At 35.5% G+C, this 16,597-nt stretch carries 15 protein-coding genes; 7 read left to right on the top strand and 8 right to left on the bottom strand.

Annotated elements, in window-relative coordinates:
• The first annotated feature begins 20 nt into the window (after positions 1 to 20).
• Positions 21 to 602 (top strand): peptide deformylase, encoded by a 582-nt coding sequence (gene def / locus J2772_RS06540; RefSeq protein ID WP_209914666.1) that lies wholly within the window; start codon positions 21 to 23, stop codon positions 600 to 602.
• Positions 603 to 666: 64 nt separating this feature from the next.
• Positions 667 to 1,272, top strand: a complete 606-nt coding sequence (locus tag J2772_RS06535; RefSeq protein WP_209914663.1) for a hypothetical protein — start codon at positions 667 to 669, stop codon at positions 1,270 to 1,272.
• Positions 1,273 to 1,425: 153 nt separating this feature from the next.
• On the opposite strand, the gene lpdA is transcribed toward J2772_RS06535, so the two are convergent.
• On the bottom strand, positions 1,426 to 2,826 hold the full coding sequence (lpdA, locus tag J2772_RS06530) for a dihydrolipoyl dehydrogenase (RefSeq protein WP_209914660.1): 1,401 nt from the start codon (positions 2,824 to 2,826) through the stop codon (positions 1,426 to 1,428).
• Positions 2,827 to 2,927: 101 nt separating this feature from the next.
• Here lpdA and J2772_RS06525 point away from each other — a divergent pair, with 101 nt between their 5' ends.
• The 4 genes from J2772_RS06525 to J2772_RS06510 all read left to right on the top strand — a co-directional run bounded on the left by J2772_RS06525 (position 2,928) and on the right by J2772_RS06510 (position 6,188).
• Positions 2,928 to 3,338, top strand: a complete 411-nt coding sequence (locus J2772_RS06525) for a winged helix-turn-helix transcriptional regulator (RefSeq protein ID WP_209914656.1) — start codon at positions 2,928 to 2,930, stop codon at positions 3,336 to 3,338.
• Positions 3,339 to 3,484: 146 nt separating this feature from the next.
• The gene (locus tag J2772_RS06520; protein ID WP_209914653.1) at positions 3,485 to 4,648 is read left to right on the top strand and encodes an iron-containing alcohol dehydrogenase; all 1,164 of its coding nucleotides are present in this window, start codon (positions 3,485 to 3,487) and stop codon (positions 4,646 to 4,648) included.
• 338 nt (positions 4,649 to 4,986) lie between these two features.
• Entirely contained in the window at positions 4,987 to 5,466 is a 480-nt protein-coding gene (locus tag J2772_RS06515; protein ID WP_209914651.1) for a lipocalin family protein, read from the top strand.
• A 65-nt stretch (positions 5,467 to 5,531) separates the two neighbouring features.
• The gene (locus J2772_RS06510) at positions 5,532 to 6,188 is read left to right on the top strand and encodes a GDSL-type esterase/lipase family protein (protein ID WP_209914648.1); all 657 of its coding nucleotides are present in this window, start codon (positions 5,532 to 5,534) and stop codon (positions 6,186 to 6,188) included.
• 28 nt (positions 6,189 to 6,216) lie between these two features.
• Here J2772_RS06510 and J2772_RS06505 read toward each other — a convergent pair whose 3' ends face one another.
• From J2772_RS06505 to J2772_RS06495, 3 genes are all read right to left on the bottom strand, one after another.
• Positions 6,217 to 7,569 carry a DEAD/DEAH box helicase gene (locus J2772_RS06505; RefSeq protein WP_209914645.1) on the bottom strand — a complete coding sequence of 451 codons (1,353 nt, stop codon included), beginning with the start codon at positions 7,567 to 7,569 and terminating at the stop codon, positions 6,217 to 6,219.
• A gap of 155 nt (positions 7,570 to 7,724) precedes the next feature.
• On the bottom strand, positions 7,725 to 8,234 hold the full coding sequence (locus tag J2772_RS06500) for a hypothetical protein (RefSeq protein ID WP_245365157.1): 510 nt from the start codon (positions 8,232 to 8,234) through the stop codon (positions 7,725 to 7,727).
• Positions 8,235 to 8,297: 63 nt separating this feature from the next.
• Positions 8,298 to 9,947, bottom strand: a complete 1,650-nt coding sequence (locus J2772_RS06495; protein ID WP_209914642.1) for an ABC1 kinase family protein — start codon at positions 9,945 to 9,947, stop codon at positions 8,298 to 8,300.
• Positions 9,948 to 10,401: 454 nt separating this feature from the next.
• Between J2772_RS06495 and J2772_RS06490 the strand changes: the two genes are divergently transcribed.
• Positions 10,402 to 10,569 carry a hypothetical protein gene (locus tag J2772_RS06490; protein WP_209914639.1) on the top strand — a complete coding sequence of 56 codons (168 nt, stop codon included), beginning with the start codon at positions 10,402 to 10,404 and terminating at the stop codon, positions 10,567 to 10,569.
• A 55-nt stretch (positions 10,570 to 10,624) separates the two neighbouring features.
• On the opposite strand, the gene J2772_RS06485 is transcribed toward J2772_RS06490, so the two are convergent.
• The 4 genes from J2772_RS06485 to purD form a co-directional block, all read right to left on the bottom strand.
• Positions 10,625 to 12,133, bottom strand: a complete 1,509-nt coding sequence (locus J2772_RS06485) for a bifunctional GNAT family N-acetyltransferase/carbon-nitrogen hydrolase family protein (RefSeq protein ID WP_209914637.1) — start codon at positions 12,131 to 12,133, stop codon at positions 10,625 to 10,627.
• Between the two features lie 212 nt (positions 12,134 to 12,345).
• A complete protein-coding gene (locus J2772_RS06480; RefSeq protein WP_209914634.1) occupies positions 12,346 to 13,410 on the bottom strand; it encodes a hypothetical protein in 1,065 nt (354 codons plus the stop codon).
• Positions 13,411 to 13,581: 171 nt separating this feature from the next.
• On the bottom strand, positions 13,582 to 15,111 hold the full coding sequence (gene guaA, locus J2772_RS06475; RefSeq protein WP_209914630.1) for a glutamine-hydrolyzing GMP synthase: 1,530 nt from the start codon (positions 15,109 to 15,111) through the stop codon (positions 13,582 to 13,584).
• 159 nt (positions 15,112 to 15,270) lie between these two features.
• Positions 15,271 to 16,509: a phosphoribosylamine--glycine ligase gene (gene purD, locus J2772_RS06470; protein ID WP_209914628.1), complete on the bottom strand. Its 1,239-nt coding sequence runs from the start codon at positions 16,507 to 16,509 to the stop codon at positions 15,271 to 15,273.
• Positions 16,510 to 16,597 lie beyond the last annotated feature (88 nt).

The raw sequence follows: 16,597 nt of genomic DNA, 5'->3' as shown, positions 1-16,597 counted from the left end.
CTTTGCAGAAAATAATTTCAATGAATTTACCTATTATAGCCTATGGGAACCGCATTTTAAAACAAAAATGCATGCAGATTAGTGAAAACAGCCAGGAAATACAGGACCTCATTATCAATATGTGGGAAACCATGGAAAATTCTAACGGATGTGGACTTGCCTCTCCTCAAATTAATAAGCCTTTGCAACTTTTTATTGTTGACAGTCAAATTACTTTTGAAAACCTTGATACTGAAAGTCAGCTTCTCTATTTTGAAAAGAATAATAAAGGGATCAGAGGAACCTTTATTAATACTAAGATTATTGATTCTTCTGAAGAAACCTGGGAAGATTATGAAGGCTGCCTAAGTATTCCCGGTCTGTCTCAAAAGGTGAAAAGACCATGGGGAATTACCATTGAATATCTCGATCAGAATTTCATCAAACATACCAAAACCTTCACCGGATTAACAGCAAGAATCATCCAACATGAACATGACCATACGCAGGGAGTTTTATATATCGATCATTTAAAACCGCTGACAAGAAGAATGATTGAATCCAGACTGAAGAAAATTATCAATGGAAATATTAAGACAGGATACCCTATGAAGTTTTTATAATCTTCCTGATGGACTAAGCAACATCAGTTATTTTCGTAAATTTGCTCTGAAAACACCTTTCTTTATGAAAATTATCATCACACTTTCCCTGATCGTTTCCAATCTGCTTTCTGCACAGATCAAGGTTCCTGATGATTATAAAAAAATCCCTGATATTCTGGACACTCCTGAATATCTGTATCCATTCGTCATTCCCAATAAAGAATACGCTTATTGGAGAGTCCTCACCAATGATCCTGATCCTGACAAAGCCGTGATCTATGAAAGTCAGGCTCCAGATTTTATGACGATTAATGAGCCGGTTCCGGAAAAAGGTTTTTTTCAGAAATGCATTGGAAATAACTGTTTTTCCTATATTTTGGCATGTAGAAAAGAAAGATCTGTTTATTTTTCCAATGAACAGCAATTAAGGGATTTTATCGGAACGGTTGATAATCTTCCCGAAGCTATTTTACTGGCTAAAACTTATGGCTACTCCATCGATACTCAAAATCGTTTTACAGGTTCTTATAAAATTGAAGACCATTCTATTTCCTTATATGCTTTACAGTCTAAAGGCTGCCCTGTGACTAAGGAATCATTTTTAATTAAGATTAATAGTAAGACCGGCAAACTGGAAGCCAAAAGCAACGGAGTCTATTCAAAAAGTGAGGATTGTACCACTTTATAGTATCTGAAATGCACCAGGCTATAAAATTTCAATAGAATACCCATTATTTTTTGCCACGAATACACGAGTTACATTATTAGTACATTCGTGGCAATTGAAAAGGATATTTAACGGTAAACAATCTATCTTAGATAAAGCTTTTATGGTTCAGTATCAGATGTTAATTGCTCCTTGTCCTGATGCCATCAGATAAGCCTCTTTCAGTGTCTCTGAATAAGTAGGATGCGCATAGGAAATACGGAACATATCTTCTGCTGTCACTTCATATTCCTGTGCAATGACTCCTTGTGCAATCAGATCTGCAGCTCTTGCTCCGATAATATGCACTCCCAGGACTTCTCCATATTTCGGATCAACTAAAACTTTCGCAAACCCATCAGTATCCATGGAAGCTCTCGCCCTTGCACTGGCTGAAAACGGGAACTTACCCACATTGTAAGCTATATTATTCTTTTTGAGATATTCTTCAGTATACCCAACGGATGCTACTTCCGGCCAGGTATATACAACGGAAGGAATACGATCATAATGGATATGATGTTGTTGTCCGTTAATGGTCTCCGCAACCAAAACGCCTTCTTCTTCCGCTTTATGAGCAAGCATTGCTCCGCCAATCACATCTCCAATGGCATAGATATTAGAAACGGAAGTTCGGTTACTTTTATCAACTTGAATAAACCCACGTTTATCTAATTGTACATCTGTATTTTCTAACCCCAATCCTTTTACATAAGGACTTCTTCCTACTGCAACCAGAATGTAATCGACTTCCAATTCATTTTCCGTTCCATTTTTATCTTTAAAAAAGACCTTAGCTCCAGCATCTGAGCTTTCCGTTTTATACACTGATTGTCCTAAACGGATATCAACTCCTTCCCTTTTTAGAATTTTCTGAAGATTTTTCCCTAATTCATGATCCATAGCCGCAATAAGATGGTCTGCATATTCAAGAATGATGACCTGAGTTCCGATACGGTTAAAGATGGAGGCCATTTCCACTCCAATTACACCTCCGCCAATGATAATCATAGATTTCGGTTTTTCTTTCAGAGTTAAGGCTTCTGTAGAAGTAATTATTCTCTTTTTATCAATTTCCACTCCCGGAATAGTGGATGGTTTTGAACCTGTTGCAATGATATAATTTTTGGCGGTAATTTCTTTAGACTCCGTTTCATTAACCACTTGTATGGTGGTATTACTGATAAAACCCGCTGTACCTCTCAGACGGGTAATTTTATTTTTACTCATTAAGAAATCGAGTCCGCTGGTGTTCTTAGCTACTACTTCAGATTTCCTTTTATACATCTGGATAAAATCAAGTTCTACCTTATCAAGCTTAACTCCATGTTCTTTCAACTTATGATGAGCTTCTGCATAATGATGCGTGCTGTCCAGCAAAGCTTTTGTTGGAATACAGCCTACATTGGTACAGGTTCCGCCCAATGTTTCATATTTTTCGATAATTACTGTTTTATAGCCTAATTGTGCGCTTCTTACCGCTGCTACATATCCTCCGGGTCCTGAGCCAATCACGGCAATATCATAGTTTTCCATTTGATTTATTAATTATTTATGATTAAATTTACTTGCAAAACAAAAGCAAAATTAAGATAAACACTTTCAATTTGCAAGTAATATTTTTTTAAATTAAAAAAATGAGTAAAAAAAGGTCAGACTGTCCTATCAGTTGCTCTCTGGAAATATGGGGTGATAAATGGTCGTTATTAATCATCCGTGATCTGATGCTTAAAAAGCAATGTACTTATGGTGAGCTTCAAAAAGCTGATGAAAAAATTGCGTCCAATATTCTGGCGACAAGGCTTCAGAATCTATTGGAAAATGGAATTATTGATAAAAAGAACCATCCTGAAAACAAATTAAAGATCTTATACCATCTTACAGAAAAAGGAATTGATCTGGTTCCGATTATTGTTGAAATCAATCTATGGGGTGACAAATATCTAACGATTCCTGAAGAGAGAAAGAAACTGCTGGAAGATATTAAAAAGGATAAAGAAAACTTTATTAAAAGAGCCAAAAGTTATCTTTCCTGTGAGTCTAAATAAAGACAGTCAATTAATTATCCATGGAGACAGGTTGGGAGATCAGCTTTTAATAGCTTTTATGAAATTCTGTAATAGCAATTTTAAACTTTCATTAACTTAATTTTCCTTTTTCATTCCGTAAATTTGAGTAAAATAAATTTAGAACAATGCTTAATTTCGAGTTTAAAAATCCAACCAAAATACTTTTCGGAAAGGGAGAAATCGCTAAAATTTCCAAAGAAATCCCTCAAGATGCCAAAATATTAATGATCTACGGTGGTGGAAGTATTAAAAATAATGGTGTTTATGACCAGGTAAAAGAGGCTTTAAAAGATCATGAACTCTATGAATTCGGTGGAGTTCCTGCCAATCCTGAATATGAAGTTTTAATTAATGCCATTAGCTTTATTAAGGAAAATAATATCAATTATCTTCTTGCCGTAGGGGGTGGATCTGTGATTGACGGAACTAAGTTTATCTCTGCAGCAGCCAATTATAATGGTGAACCTTGGGATATTCTGAGGAAACAGGTGAGAACTTTTGAAGGGGAAGGAATGCCATTTGGGAGTATTCTGACACTTCCGGCAACCGGTTCGGAAATGAACTCAGGATATGTTATTTCCAGAAGAGAAACCAATGAAAAATTATCTTCCGGCGGCCCGGGACTTTTCCCTAAGTTTTCTGTGTTAGATCCTGAAGTCATCAAGTCTATCCCAAAAAACCAGATCGTTAACGGAATTACAGATGCGTACACCCATGTATTGGAACAATATATGACGGCTCCTTCTTCTGCTGATCTTCAGGAAAGAATTGCAGAAAGTATCTTGATTAGTCTTCAGGAAACAGCTCCAAAAGTATTGGCTGATGATTTCAATTATGATGCTGCCGGAAACTTTATGTGGTGCTGTACAATGGCATTAAACGGACTAATTCAGAAAGGCGTTATTACAGACTGGGCTGTACATGCTATGGGTCATGAACTAACCGCTTACTTCGGTATTGACCATGCCAGAACACTAGCTATCATTGCCCCTTCTCACTACCGTTATAATTTTGAAGATAAAAAAGGGAAACTGGCTCAGTATGCGGAAAGAGTTTGGGGAATTAAAGAAGGAAGCATTGAAGAAAAAGCGGAACTGGGAATTAAAAAACTTGAAGAATTCTTCCACAGTCTGCATATCAAAACCAAACTTTCAGATTACACGGAAGACTATAATGGTACAGCTGAAAGAGTGGAGAAAGCCTTTACAGATAGAAACTGGCTGGGACTTGGAGAGTATAAAAAACTAACTCCTCAGGATGCTTCCAAGATTGTAGAGATGAGCTATTAGAGGATTCAAGGTTTAAAGGTTTCTACTTTAAGTTTTGGCTAGAACCAATGGATTCGTTGATATATTTTAGGGTGGGTTATAATCCTTCAAAGGGAGCCCACCCTTTATTCATATTGGTATCCTAATGGATAATAGTTGTTTAATGACAAGATCTTTTATCTTTTATCTTTTATCTTTTATCTTAAGACAAATATTCCTTTTTAGATCCATATCTATTTAAAATCTCAAACAGCCTTTCAAAAATTGACTTATTTGTAAACATTCGTTTAAAAAAAGATCATTTCATCATATATATTTCAAATTTATTTATATTTTAGCATATTCTTAAATTTGTAAAAATGAAAAAACAGCTACTTTTATTTGCCTTTTCAGCTCTGGCGTTTACTTCCTGTGATGATGATAACCTTACCGCCTATGAAATGGATATTATGAAAGGGGATTGGAAAGAAGTAAAGACAGAAATTATTTCAGGAAAAGATAATAAAACTGTGCTTGAAACTACAACTCCGGAAGGATGCACCGCGAAAAATACACTTTTCTTCAGAACTGACAATTATGTAAGTTATACGGCATATGATGGTGATGCAGCAGGAACGAACTGCCACTTTGCTGCTAAAAATGAAGGAAATTATACTTATGATGCCGATTCTAAAGCCCTGAATATCCAACTTAAAGGAGAAGGAGATGAGGCTGACAATATGAGCTTCAGAGTTGATATGCTTACCCAAACCGAGCTTAGACTCACACAACTGGTTGGGAATTATGATAAAAACGGAGACAAGATTATAGATGTCACCTACATTACTTATAAAAGATAAAACTTAAACTCCCGTACATCGGGAGTTTTTTATTACTTTTATCTCAAATTTTAAAACTGAATACAATGAAGAAGATTCTATCAGCATTTCTATTGCTGTGTTTTACTATTGCCTTTTCGCAGGAAAAAAAGCCAATGTTCTGGCATGACATCCAGGAATTCAAAAAACAAGATCAACAGAGTCCACCTCCCCAAAACGCTATTTTATTAATAGGCAGTTCATCTTTTACGAAATGGACTGATGTAGCAGATTATTTTCCAACTAAAACTATTATCAACAGAGGTTTTGGAGGTTCAAGGCTTACTGATCTTAATTATTTTGCAGATGATCTTTTATCTCCTTACCAGCCTAAGCAGATCATTATCTATTGCGGTGAAAATGATTTTGCTGATAACCATCAGTTGAAAGCAGAAAAAGTAGTAAAGAGATACAAAAGCTTTTATAAAAAAGTACGTGCAAGATTCCCTAATATTGAAGTAGATTATATTTCGATGAAATACTCTCCCAGCAGAGAGAAAATTTGGTCTCAGATTAAAGAAGCCAATGCCAGGATTGAAGCATTTATGAAAAAACAGCCCAATGCAGAATTCATAGATGTAACCAAAGCAATGGAAGATACCAACGGAAATGTAAGAAAAGATATTTTTGTAGAGGATATGCTTCATTTTAAACCTGAAGGATACCAGATCTGGACTAAGGTAATTACTCCTTATATGAAATAAAAAAGCGGCAGATTTGCCGCTTTTTTTATTATTTCTTTCTCTTCGATTTAGAGATTGCTTTCTGCTGTGATCTGTTAGCTCCAAACTTCTTGGGTACTTTTCTTTTTGAAGGTCCACCCCAGTTTTCTTTTGTATTCTTCACTTTTTTCTCATGGAATGCTCCTCCTCCATCGTTCAGTTTTACCTGTGCAGGATTTTTCATCACTACTTCATCTTTTTCTGAAGCAATTTTGTTCGGATTAATTTTAACGCCTTCAGGGAAGTCATTAAACTGTAATTCCTTATCCATTAAAAGCTCGATATCCAGAATTAAAGGTTCTTCCTTTTTGGTAACAAAAGTTATTGCTTTACCCTCTTTATCAGCTCTACCTGTTCTACCGATTCTGTGGATATACTGTTCAGGGATATCAGGTGTTTCAAAGTTGATAACATGGGTAATATTTGAGATATCAAGACCTCTCGCCATTACATCGGTTGTAATTAAACCTCTGATTTCTTCATTTTCAAAGCTTTTCATCGCCTTAAGCCTGTAGTTTTGAGATTTATTAGAGTGAATAACATCAAATTGTTCAGGGAAAAGCTCATCAATCTTAGTAAAAAGAAGGTCTGCATGTTTTTTATTATTGTTAAAAATCAATACCTTAGACATGTCTGCATTAGTCTTCAATAAGTGCTCAAGAAGATTAATTTTAGTATTGAAATTTTCAACTTTATAGGCAGTCTGTTCAATTTTTTCAAGCGGAGTTCCTGATTTTGCCAATGAAATTTCTATAGGGCTGGCAAAATATTCTTCCAACATCCCGTCTACAGCTTCTGTCATGGTTGCAGAGAAAAGAATATTTTGTCTCTTCTCTTTCATCATTTCAAAAATATGGGTAAGCTGTGGTCTGAACCCCAGGTTAAGCATCTCATCAAATTCATCGATGATAAGCTTCTGAACTTCTTTAAGAGAAATGGCATTATCTATGGAAAGGTCCATTACTCTTCCTGGTGTGCCTACTAAAATATCACAGCCATCATTGAATAATAGTTTCTGGGTATTGATATTTTTTCCACCGTATATTCCAATTACTCTTGCAGTAATATTTTCAGTCAGTTTCTCAAGAATTTCCGTTACCTGTACCACCAATTCTCTTGTAGGAACCAATACTAAAACAGTTGGATTTCCAGTTTTACTATATTTCCACGTTTTAAGAACGGGTAAAAGATACGCCAATGTTTTTCCGGTTCCGGTTTGAGCAATTCCCATTACATCTCTCCCGGAAAGGATAGGCTTCAAACTTTTTTCCTGAATCGGAGTAGGCTCAAATAATTCTAAATCTGCTAAAACATCAAGAATTTTAACCGGCAGGTCAAAATCTGCAAAAGTGAGTTTTTCCATTTTGCAAAGATAGGTATTAATATTATAATGTAAAATCAGGTTTTAGAAAACAGAAAAGGGATAAGAAGAAGAGAGACACAAGATTTCAAGAAGTAAGGTATAAAACATCTGCTTTAAAACTCATATTACCCTTGAATTTTAATCTCTTACCTGCCTCAATGTACCTTTACGCTTTTACTGCTTATTTTAATATCATCATCTTTCCATTCGCTGGTAGTGATGATAACATTTCCGGTCTTTTTAGGGTCTTTTTTAACAGGGAATTTATCTTCTTCCCACTGGTTACAATGAGTGGAAATAGGGTCTACCAATGGTCTCCATCCCGTTTTGCTTAAAGTATAGGTATAAAACGGATGCCAGCAGCTGGTACACCAATTGGGATAAAAGCCAATATCATCCTTTCCGTCATTGTTAAGATCCCCAAGGTTGTATAAAGTACCGCCTTTAGCCATCGAAATAGTGAATGGCTTTATATTTTTATCACTGAAATAAACGGTAGTATCACATTTCCCATCACATTCATCACTGCAATCACTGACCTTAACATACACATATTCTTTTGTTCCGTTTCCATCAAAGTCTCCTTGGGTCTTCTCTTCATTTCCTTCCTGAGCCATGGCAAATACACTGCAGGAAAGTATAATAGGTATCATTAGTTTTTTCATTGTTTTATTTTTGGTGCGAAATATAAAAGGCATATAATTCAAAAAGCAAATTCCGTAACACGTTTATTTCCTCGTTACTCTCAGCAAAAGTATCAATATTAAAATGATTGAAAAAATGAAGCCCAGAACAGCCACCAAAGATAACTCTCCTATTCTCGGTCCGGATTCTGATGTAAAAACAATAGACGTCGCGATAATATTTGCTGCTAAAATCATTGCTAAAATCAGATTAACCACACTGGATTTGATCAGTTGATTGGTCTTTTCTATATTTTTAATCTCACTGGAGACTGTAAATTTATTTTCATCCAGCTTTTGGAGTACTGAACGAAGTTCTCTTGGGATTTCATCTACATTGTCTGTGAAATTCATCATCCGATCCATTCCTGTTTTTAAAAGGTTTTTCGGATTGATCTTTTTGGTAAATATTTTTTTAGTGTAGGGATGAAGGCTTTTTACGATATCCAGATCAGGATTTATATTTCTTCCTACTCCTTCTATCAAGCTAATTCCTTTAAATAAAAGATAAAAATAATCAGGCATATAAAGTCTGTTATCTTTCAAAATATCCTTCATTTTATTAATAATCACCTGTACGTTGATCTCCTGTAATGAAGAACTGTGTACGAAATTCAAAATATCTTCTACATCGTTTTCAAATCTTCTTTCGTCAGGAATTTCATAGCTCACCGCCATTTTTTTGAGATAACGGACTATTTTATGTGGATTTTTAGCGACAAAGCTTACGATAAGATTTTCAAGAATCTCCTTATCGTTGGGTTGAATCTTTCCTACTGCTCCAAAATCAATAAAGACAATTCGTCCATCTTTTTTTACTAAAATATTTCCTGCATGTGGATCGGCATGAAAGAATCCATAGTCTAGGATCTGAGAAACAAAAAGTCTCAGCCCGGCTTCAGAAACTTTTACAGGATCAATATCATTGGCTAAAAGAACAGATTTATCGGTTACCTTGATCCCATCAATGAATTCCATACAAAGAATATTATTGTTGGAAAATTCATCATAAACCTTAGGAACATAGGTTTCTTTGTTATTCTTAAAATTGAGTCTGAATTGTTGGATGTTATTCTTCTCATTAATCAGAGAAACTTCTTCTAATAGAGATCTTTCAAAAGTAGAAATCGCCTGTTTGAGATTAAGCTTCTCTCCAATTTCCGAATAGGCTGAAATTAATTTTTCAATGTCCTTGATGAGTAATAAATCATCTTCGATTACAGATTGTACATCAGGTTTTCTGAGTTTTAAAATAACAGGACTTCCATCCAGTAATACGGCTTTATACACCTGTGCAATAGAGGCAGTAGCCAACGGCTCTTTCTGAATTTCCAGGAAATGATCTTTCACGGAAATATTAAACTCACTTTCCAGAGCTTCTTCTACATCCATATCTACCGTTTCAACCTTATCCTGCAACTTCTGCAGCTCCTGAATCAGTTCCGGTGGCAACAGATCTTCTCTGTTACTGAATGTTTGTCCAAGCTTTACAAAAGTAGGTCCCAATTCTTCCAAAGCGAGTCTGATCCTTTCATAAACCGTTCCTTTTGAAATAACCTCATCCGAATTACCGGAAACTTCTTCCTGTTTATTTCCACCATTCATTCTTGCAAGCATATCTTTAAAGCCGTATTTGCTTAATACAGAAATCAGTCTTGCGGATCTTTTCAGTTTTCTTTGTTGCTTATCAAACATAATATATCAATAGTAGGTGCAATTTACTCCAAAAACTGTTCCTAATCTTATTTTCACTTGAGATTGAGCTTGGATAAGAAAGCCGAAATTAAAAGTGGGAAGTGGGAAGCTTGAGGCTGGAAGTTACTTTTATCCCTACCATTACTATCTGTCTCATTATTAAATTTTCTAAAAAATGAAACCACAGATAGAATCATCGTTGATAACTTTTATTAATTCTCGCTTTCAATTACTAACTTCATGCTCATTTGAGCAAAAATTTCCACCCTAAACTTAGGTTATTTTATTACAAAACCGACAAAAAATCACTATACAGAGATTAAAAATACCATCACATAATCAGTATTTTAGATTGTTATTTCTAAGCATAATGAAAAAAGAATGTCATGTATAATAATAATTTATATATTTACAGAGTAAAAATATTAAAACAAACCAATAAAAGTATTACAACATGAAAAATTTACGTAACAGCAAACTTTCAAGAGAACAATTAAAAACCGTTTCCGGAAGCGGAATCATTATCGGTGGTAAATGCTCATACCAATGCTGCCCTACTGATGGACTTCCACAGTGCCCTGGATTGATTTGTCCTGCGGTAGTTTGCCCACAGTATAAATAATTCGCTCAAAAAATTTTAGGTAAATAAAAACAGAATGCTTTCGCATTCTGTTTTGTTATTTAAGATAGGTTTCATAAAGATCTTTTCTGCGGTCTTTCATCACCTGAACCGAGCCGTTGTGATGGAGATCTTTCAGTAAATTCAAATCTACATCTACAATCAATGTCATTTCCGTATTCGGAGTAGCCTCTCCTTTCACTGCATTGGATGGAAATGCAAAATCTGAGGGGGTGAATACAGCGGCCTGCCCAAACTGGATATCCATATTATTTACTTTCGGAAGGTTTCCTACACAACCCGCAATCGCAACGTAACATTCATTTTCTATGGCTCTGGCTGCTGCGCAGTGGCGAACTCTCATGTAGGCATTCTGAGTATCGGTCAGATAAGGTACAAATAATATTTTCATGCCCTGATCTGCTAAAATTCTTGGTAATTCCGGAAATTCCACATCATAGCAGATGACAAGACCTATTTTACCACAGTCTGTATCAAAAACTTTTATTTCATTACCTCCTTTCATCCCATAATATCGTTTCTCATTCGGTGTGATGTGAATTTTTCGGTATTCATCCATACGGCCGTCACGGTGAAGAAGATAGCTGACATTATACAAATCATTAGTATCATTATCAAAAACAGGCATACTTCCGGAAATGATATTGACATTATAACTGATGGCCAGCTCAGAAATTTTCTTTTTAATATCTTCAGTAAGTTTTGCAAGCTCTATCATACTGTCCCTTTCGGAAAGACTGTTGAAAGGAGCCAGCAAAGGTGTATTAAAGAGTTCAGGGAAAAGAACAAAATCGGATTTATAATCTCCCATTACATTCACGAAAAACTCCACCTGTTCATAAAAAGCTTCTATATCTTTGAAGTGTCTCATCTGCCACTGCACGAGTCCAAGACGGATAATGCTGTCCTGCATGGTATTAGGTTTTCTGCTGTAATAGATGTTGTTCCATTGTAAGAGAACCGCATTTTCTCTCGATGCTTCATCTTCAGGAAGATATTTTTTCAGGATTCTTATCGGAAGAAAGTTATTGGAAAGCTGGAAAGACAATACCGGATCATAAATCTCTTTATCTCTTACTTTTCGGATATATTCTCTTGGAGAAAACTCGTGACTATGCTTATGATAATTCGGGATTCTTCCTCCAAGGACAATAGACTTTAAGTTTAGCTGTTCACAAAGTTCTTTCCTTGCATCATAAAGTCTTCTTCCAAGGCGTAATTCACGAAATTCGGGGTCTACAAAGACTTCTATTCCATATAAAACATTTCCGGTAGATAAGTGGGTGTTGAAGGTATAATTTCCTGTAATATCGCTGTAGGTATGATCATCCCCAAATTCTTCATAATTGACAATAATGGAAAGCGCTACTGCCGCTAATTTTCCGTCTACTGTAATGCAGATTTGTCCATTGGGAAATATTCTTGTCAGTTTTTCTATGCTTTTTTTAGACCATATGGATTCTGACATTTGCGGATAGGCTCTTTTCATTGTTTCTGCCAGCTCATCATAATCCTGAACAGTCAGAGGTCTTGTATCTATTTGCATTGGGTATATTTTTACTTAAATTTAGTGAAAATTTTATAACTAATAAGCATCTATACTTAAACAGAATCTTAAATACACAAGAGCTAATTGATCAAAAAATAAAAGTATGACACAAAAATTAAGACTTTATAAACTCAACAAATAATCCTACCTAAATGGGCAGGATCATTATTTTAAAATTAAATTGAAAATTTTTCCCACTTAATAATCACTTATTCTTCATTTAAGTGATAGACTTCTTTCAGTTTCTGAGGTTTAATTTCTCTCACAATCTCATATTTCCCATTAAAGTAATCTAATTGACATTCATATGTTTTGGGTTTTCCGCCGGCAATTAAAACACCTATAACACCACCAATCATTGCCCCTGTAGTACCGGATATAAGTTGCCTTTCTCCAGTTGGCCTGTCATATATTTTTGAAATAAAATAAAAATCTTCGGAGGTTTTTCTCATAGGATATAATTCTCCTTCATACATTATATATGCTTTCCCTTGAGTAACCACTGCGTAAGATTCAGTTTTGGCATTTTTCTTTTTCCCTTTATCATCAACATAAACCACTTTAGTAATCATCCCAAGGTTTACTTGTATTTCATCAATAGGCTTATCAGGAACTTGAGCACTGAAAGATTTATAATTCATATAAACCCCATCTTTTAATTTAGGTTGGGTATATAACGGTAACTGTGATTTTGCTATTTTATCATAATTATTAATATCTTCCTGTGTATAGATTTTATTATCAATAGAAGTAGCAGAAACAGTTTCGAAAATAGTTTTATTGAGATAATCCAAGGACTGCTCTTCCAGCTTTTTAGTCACATCCATTTTAAACAGGACCATCGTAGTATCAATTTTCTTGAGCAATTGGTATTGATTTTCTTTACCTCCAAAAATCAGCGCTCTGAAATTAAAATATCCATACTGCACCATATCAATAGTAACTTCCTTGTAATTTAGGGTTCTTAATTGCACCAGTAATTCTTGATCTCCAACCGAAGACTTTTCAATCCCTTTATCAAACATACTGGATAACTGATCTTCAAAGCTTGGGCTAAACTTAACTTTTGCTTTTCTATCCGAAACTCCTTTCATCACACCCCCATAGTCTGCCGGATCAATCCGAATATCCTGAAGTTTAATTCTATTATAATTGGAATTGGAAATGGTTTGTACCGGATCCGGTAAGTTTAATTCTTCAATGATAAACTTTTTAGATTGTGCGAAGATACCAGTTATCGTCAGAAGCAATAATAGAGTCAGGGTGTTTCTCATATATCTATTTAGATTTCCATGGATTTTGTTTTCTATTAACAGTAATCCATTTCAATTAGTATTCATGATTATTTTCTGCTAAATACGTATTTTTTTCAGAGATAATAAAAACATTTAACAAAAAAATCCCACCCAAGCGGGTAGGATTTATATTTTACATTCAAGTTGAAATTATTCCCACTCAATTGTTGCAGGTGGTTTGCTTGAAATATCGTAAGCTACTCTGTTGATTCCTCTTACTTCGTTGATGATTCTGCTTGAAACAGTATCAAGGAACTCATAAGGAAGCCTGCTCCATGTTGCAGTCATAAAGTCGATCGTATTAGCAGAACGAACTACAGCTGTGTATTCGTAAGTTCTTTCATCTCCCATTACTCCTACAGATTTTACAGGAAGCAATACTACGAAAGCCTGAGATACTTTTTCGTAAAGATCGTTTTTATATAATTCTTCGATAAAGATATCGTCAGCCTCCTGAAGGATTCTTACTTTTTCAGCATCTACAGCTCCTAGTACCCTGATTCCTAATCCAGGACCTGGGAAAGGGTGTCTGTATACCAAGTGATGAGGAATCCCTAATTCTTCTCCTACTCTTCTTACTTCGTCCTTGAAAAGCTCTCTTAATGGCTCTAGTAATTCGAAGTCCATATCTTCAGGAAGTCCTCCAACATTGTGGTGAGACTTGATTACTGCAGATGGTCCGTTTACAGACTGGCTTTCGATAACGTCTGGGTAAATGGTTCCCTGAGCTAAGAATTTAGCACCTTCAATTTTATGAGATTCTTCATCAAATACGTGGATAAATTCGTTTCCGATGATCTTTCTCTTCGCTTCCGGATCATCTACTCCTGCTAATTTTGAAAGGAATCTTTCCTGAGCATCCACCATTTTAATGTTCATATGGAAGTGCTCTCCATATTGATCCATTACTTTCTTGCCTTCATCCTTTCTCAATAATCCCGTATCTACGAAGATACAAGTTAACTGATCTCCGATTGCTTTATGGATCAAAACTGCTGCTACAGAAGAGTCAACACCTCCTGAAAGACCAAGGATTACTTTGTTGTCTCCTACTTTTTCACGGATTTCTTCAACTGTTTTTTCAATATAGTTTGTCAGCTTCCAGTTTTTCTCCGCATTACAGATTCCAAATACGAAGTTTTCAAGCATTTTTCCTCCTTCTTCCGTATGAGAAACTTCCGGGTGGAACTGAACGCAGAAGATTTTCTTATCTTCATTGGAAATAGAAGCAATTACTCCTGATTTTGCATTTAATTCAAAACCTACAGGCAGCTCTCCCACCTCATCAAAGTGGCTCATCCAAACTACAGAGTTCTGAGTCACTCCTTTTAATAAAGAGCTCTCTTTAACGATCTCAAGATTAGCCTTTCCGTATTCACCTTTTTCTCCCTTGTTTACTTTTCCTCCTAAAAGGTGGGCTGTCATCTGCATTCCGTAGCAAATCCCCAAAACAGGTACTCCCTGTTCGTATAGTTCTTTTTCAACAAGGTGAGCGTTTTCTGCATTTACAGAACTTGGTCCTCCTGAAAGAATAATTCCTTTTGGCTGTTTTGCTATAATATCTTGTAAAGGTGTATTGAAAGGTAAGATTTCAGAGTACACTCCCATCTCACGGATTCTTCTTCCGATAAGCTGGTTGTACTGGGATCCGAAATCTAAAATAATAATACCGTTGTTCATTTTTGATAATTGATTTGTTTGAAAGATTTCAGATTTAAGACATCAGATTTCAGATTTTTGGTCTGAAGTCTGGAATCTAGTATCTGAACTCTTATTTCTAATATTAACTGTTTTACAAAAAAAGACTTGGAATGGCTCCAAATCTTTTTTCGTGATTTATTAAAACTTTCCGATGTCTTCTCTGTAGAAGCCGTAATCGAAATGTACATGACCTGCGTCTTCGTAAACTTTTTTGCGGGCATCTTCGAAAGTTGTTCCTGTAGCTACAATGTTCAAGACTCTACCGCCATTGGAAACTACTTTATCTCCTTTTGTGACAGCTCCTGCATATAACAGCTTACTGTGTTTTACTTTATCTTCTCCTGTAATTTCGAAACCTGTTTCAATGTTTCTTGGGTAACCGCCTGAACACATTACAAGACAAACTGCTTTTTCGTCTTTAAACTTAAGCTCGATGTCTTTTCCGTCCATACAATCCTGGATCACATCTAGAAGGTTGTTTTCCATAAGAGCCATCAATACCTGAGTTTCAGGATCTCCGAATCTCATGTTGTACTCAAGAAGGTAAGCTCCGTTCTTAGTGACCATTAATCCGAAGAAAATGATTCCTTTGAAACTGAAACCTTCAGCTTTAAGACCTTTAATAGTAGGTTCTAAAATATTTTGCTCAAAATCAGCGTAGTGCTCCTGAGTAAATTCCGGGCTTGGTGCCACTGACCCCATACCTCCTGTATTTGGTCCTGTATCACCGTTTCCAGCTTTCTTATAATCTTTTGCAGCGATACAAGGAAACAATTTTTCACCGTTTGAGAAAGCGATGATAGATGCTTCAAATCCTTGTAAATATTCCTCGATTACTAAACGGATACCAGCGTCTCCATAGATTCTTCTGATCATGAAATCGTGGATCGTAGCTTCAGCTTCTTCAAGGTTATCGCAGATTACAACACCTTTTCCACCTGCTAAACCACTTGCTTTGATCACTAGAGGATACTGCTGTGTCTGGATGTATTCTTTAGCATCATTATATGAATCAAATACTACCGCTTTAGCTGTTTTGATATCATAGGTCTGCATGAATTTCTTAGAGAAAGCCTTACTTCCTTCCAGACTTGCTACTTTCTGAGTAGGTCCGAAAACCTTAAGGTCGTGTTTTTTGAACTCATCCTTGATCCCAGCTACTAATGGAGCTTCTGGTCCAACGATTGTTAAATCAACCTTTTCTTTAATAGCGAAATCTCTAAGTTCTTTGATTTCTGATAAATGAACATTTTTCCCTATTGCATCGGTAGTAGCATTCCCGTTAGCAAAAAACATTTTAGAAATTCTCGGGTCATTCTGAAGCCTTGCTGCTAAAGCAGACTCTCTACCACCTTCACCTATGATTAATATTCTCATACTTTATTTATTATCTAGTCTTATTCTACAAATATATAATTTTGGATGCTATAATTACAATCCCTAATTATTTTTTAATTCTATTTTA

This window comes from Chryseobacterium jejuense, from assembly GCF_017877355.1.
Classification (GTDB): domain Bacteria; phylum Bacteroidota; class Bacteroidia; order Flavobacteriales; family Weeksellaceae; genus Chryseobacterium; species Chryseobacterium jejuense_A.
Note: the sequence above shows the minus strand (reverse complement) of the source record. Positions and strands in the feature narration are given on the sequence as shown.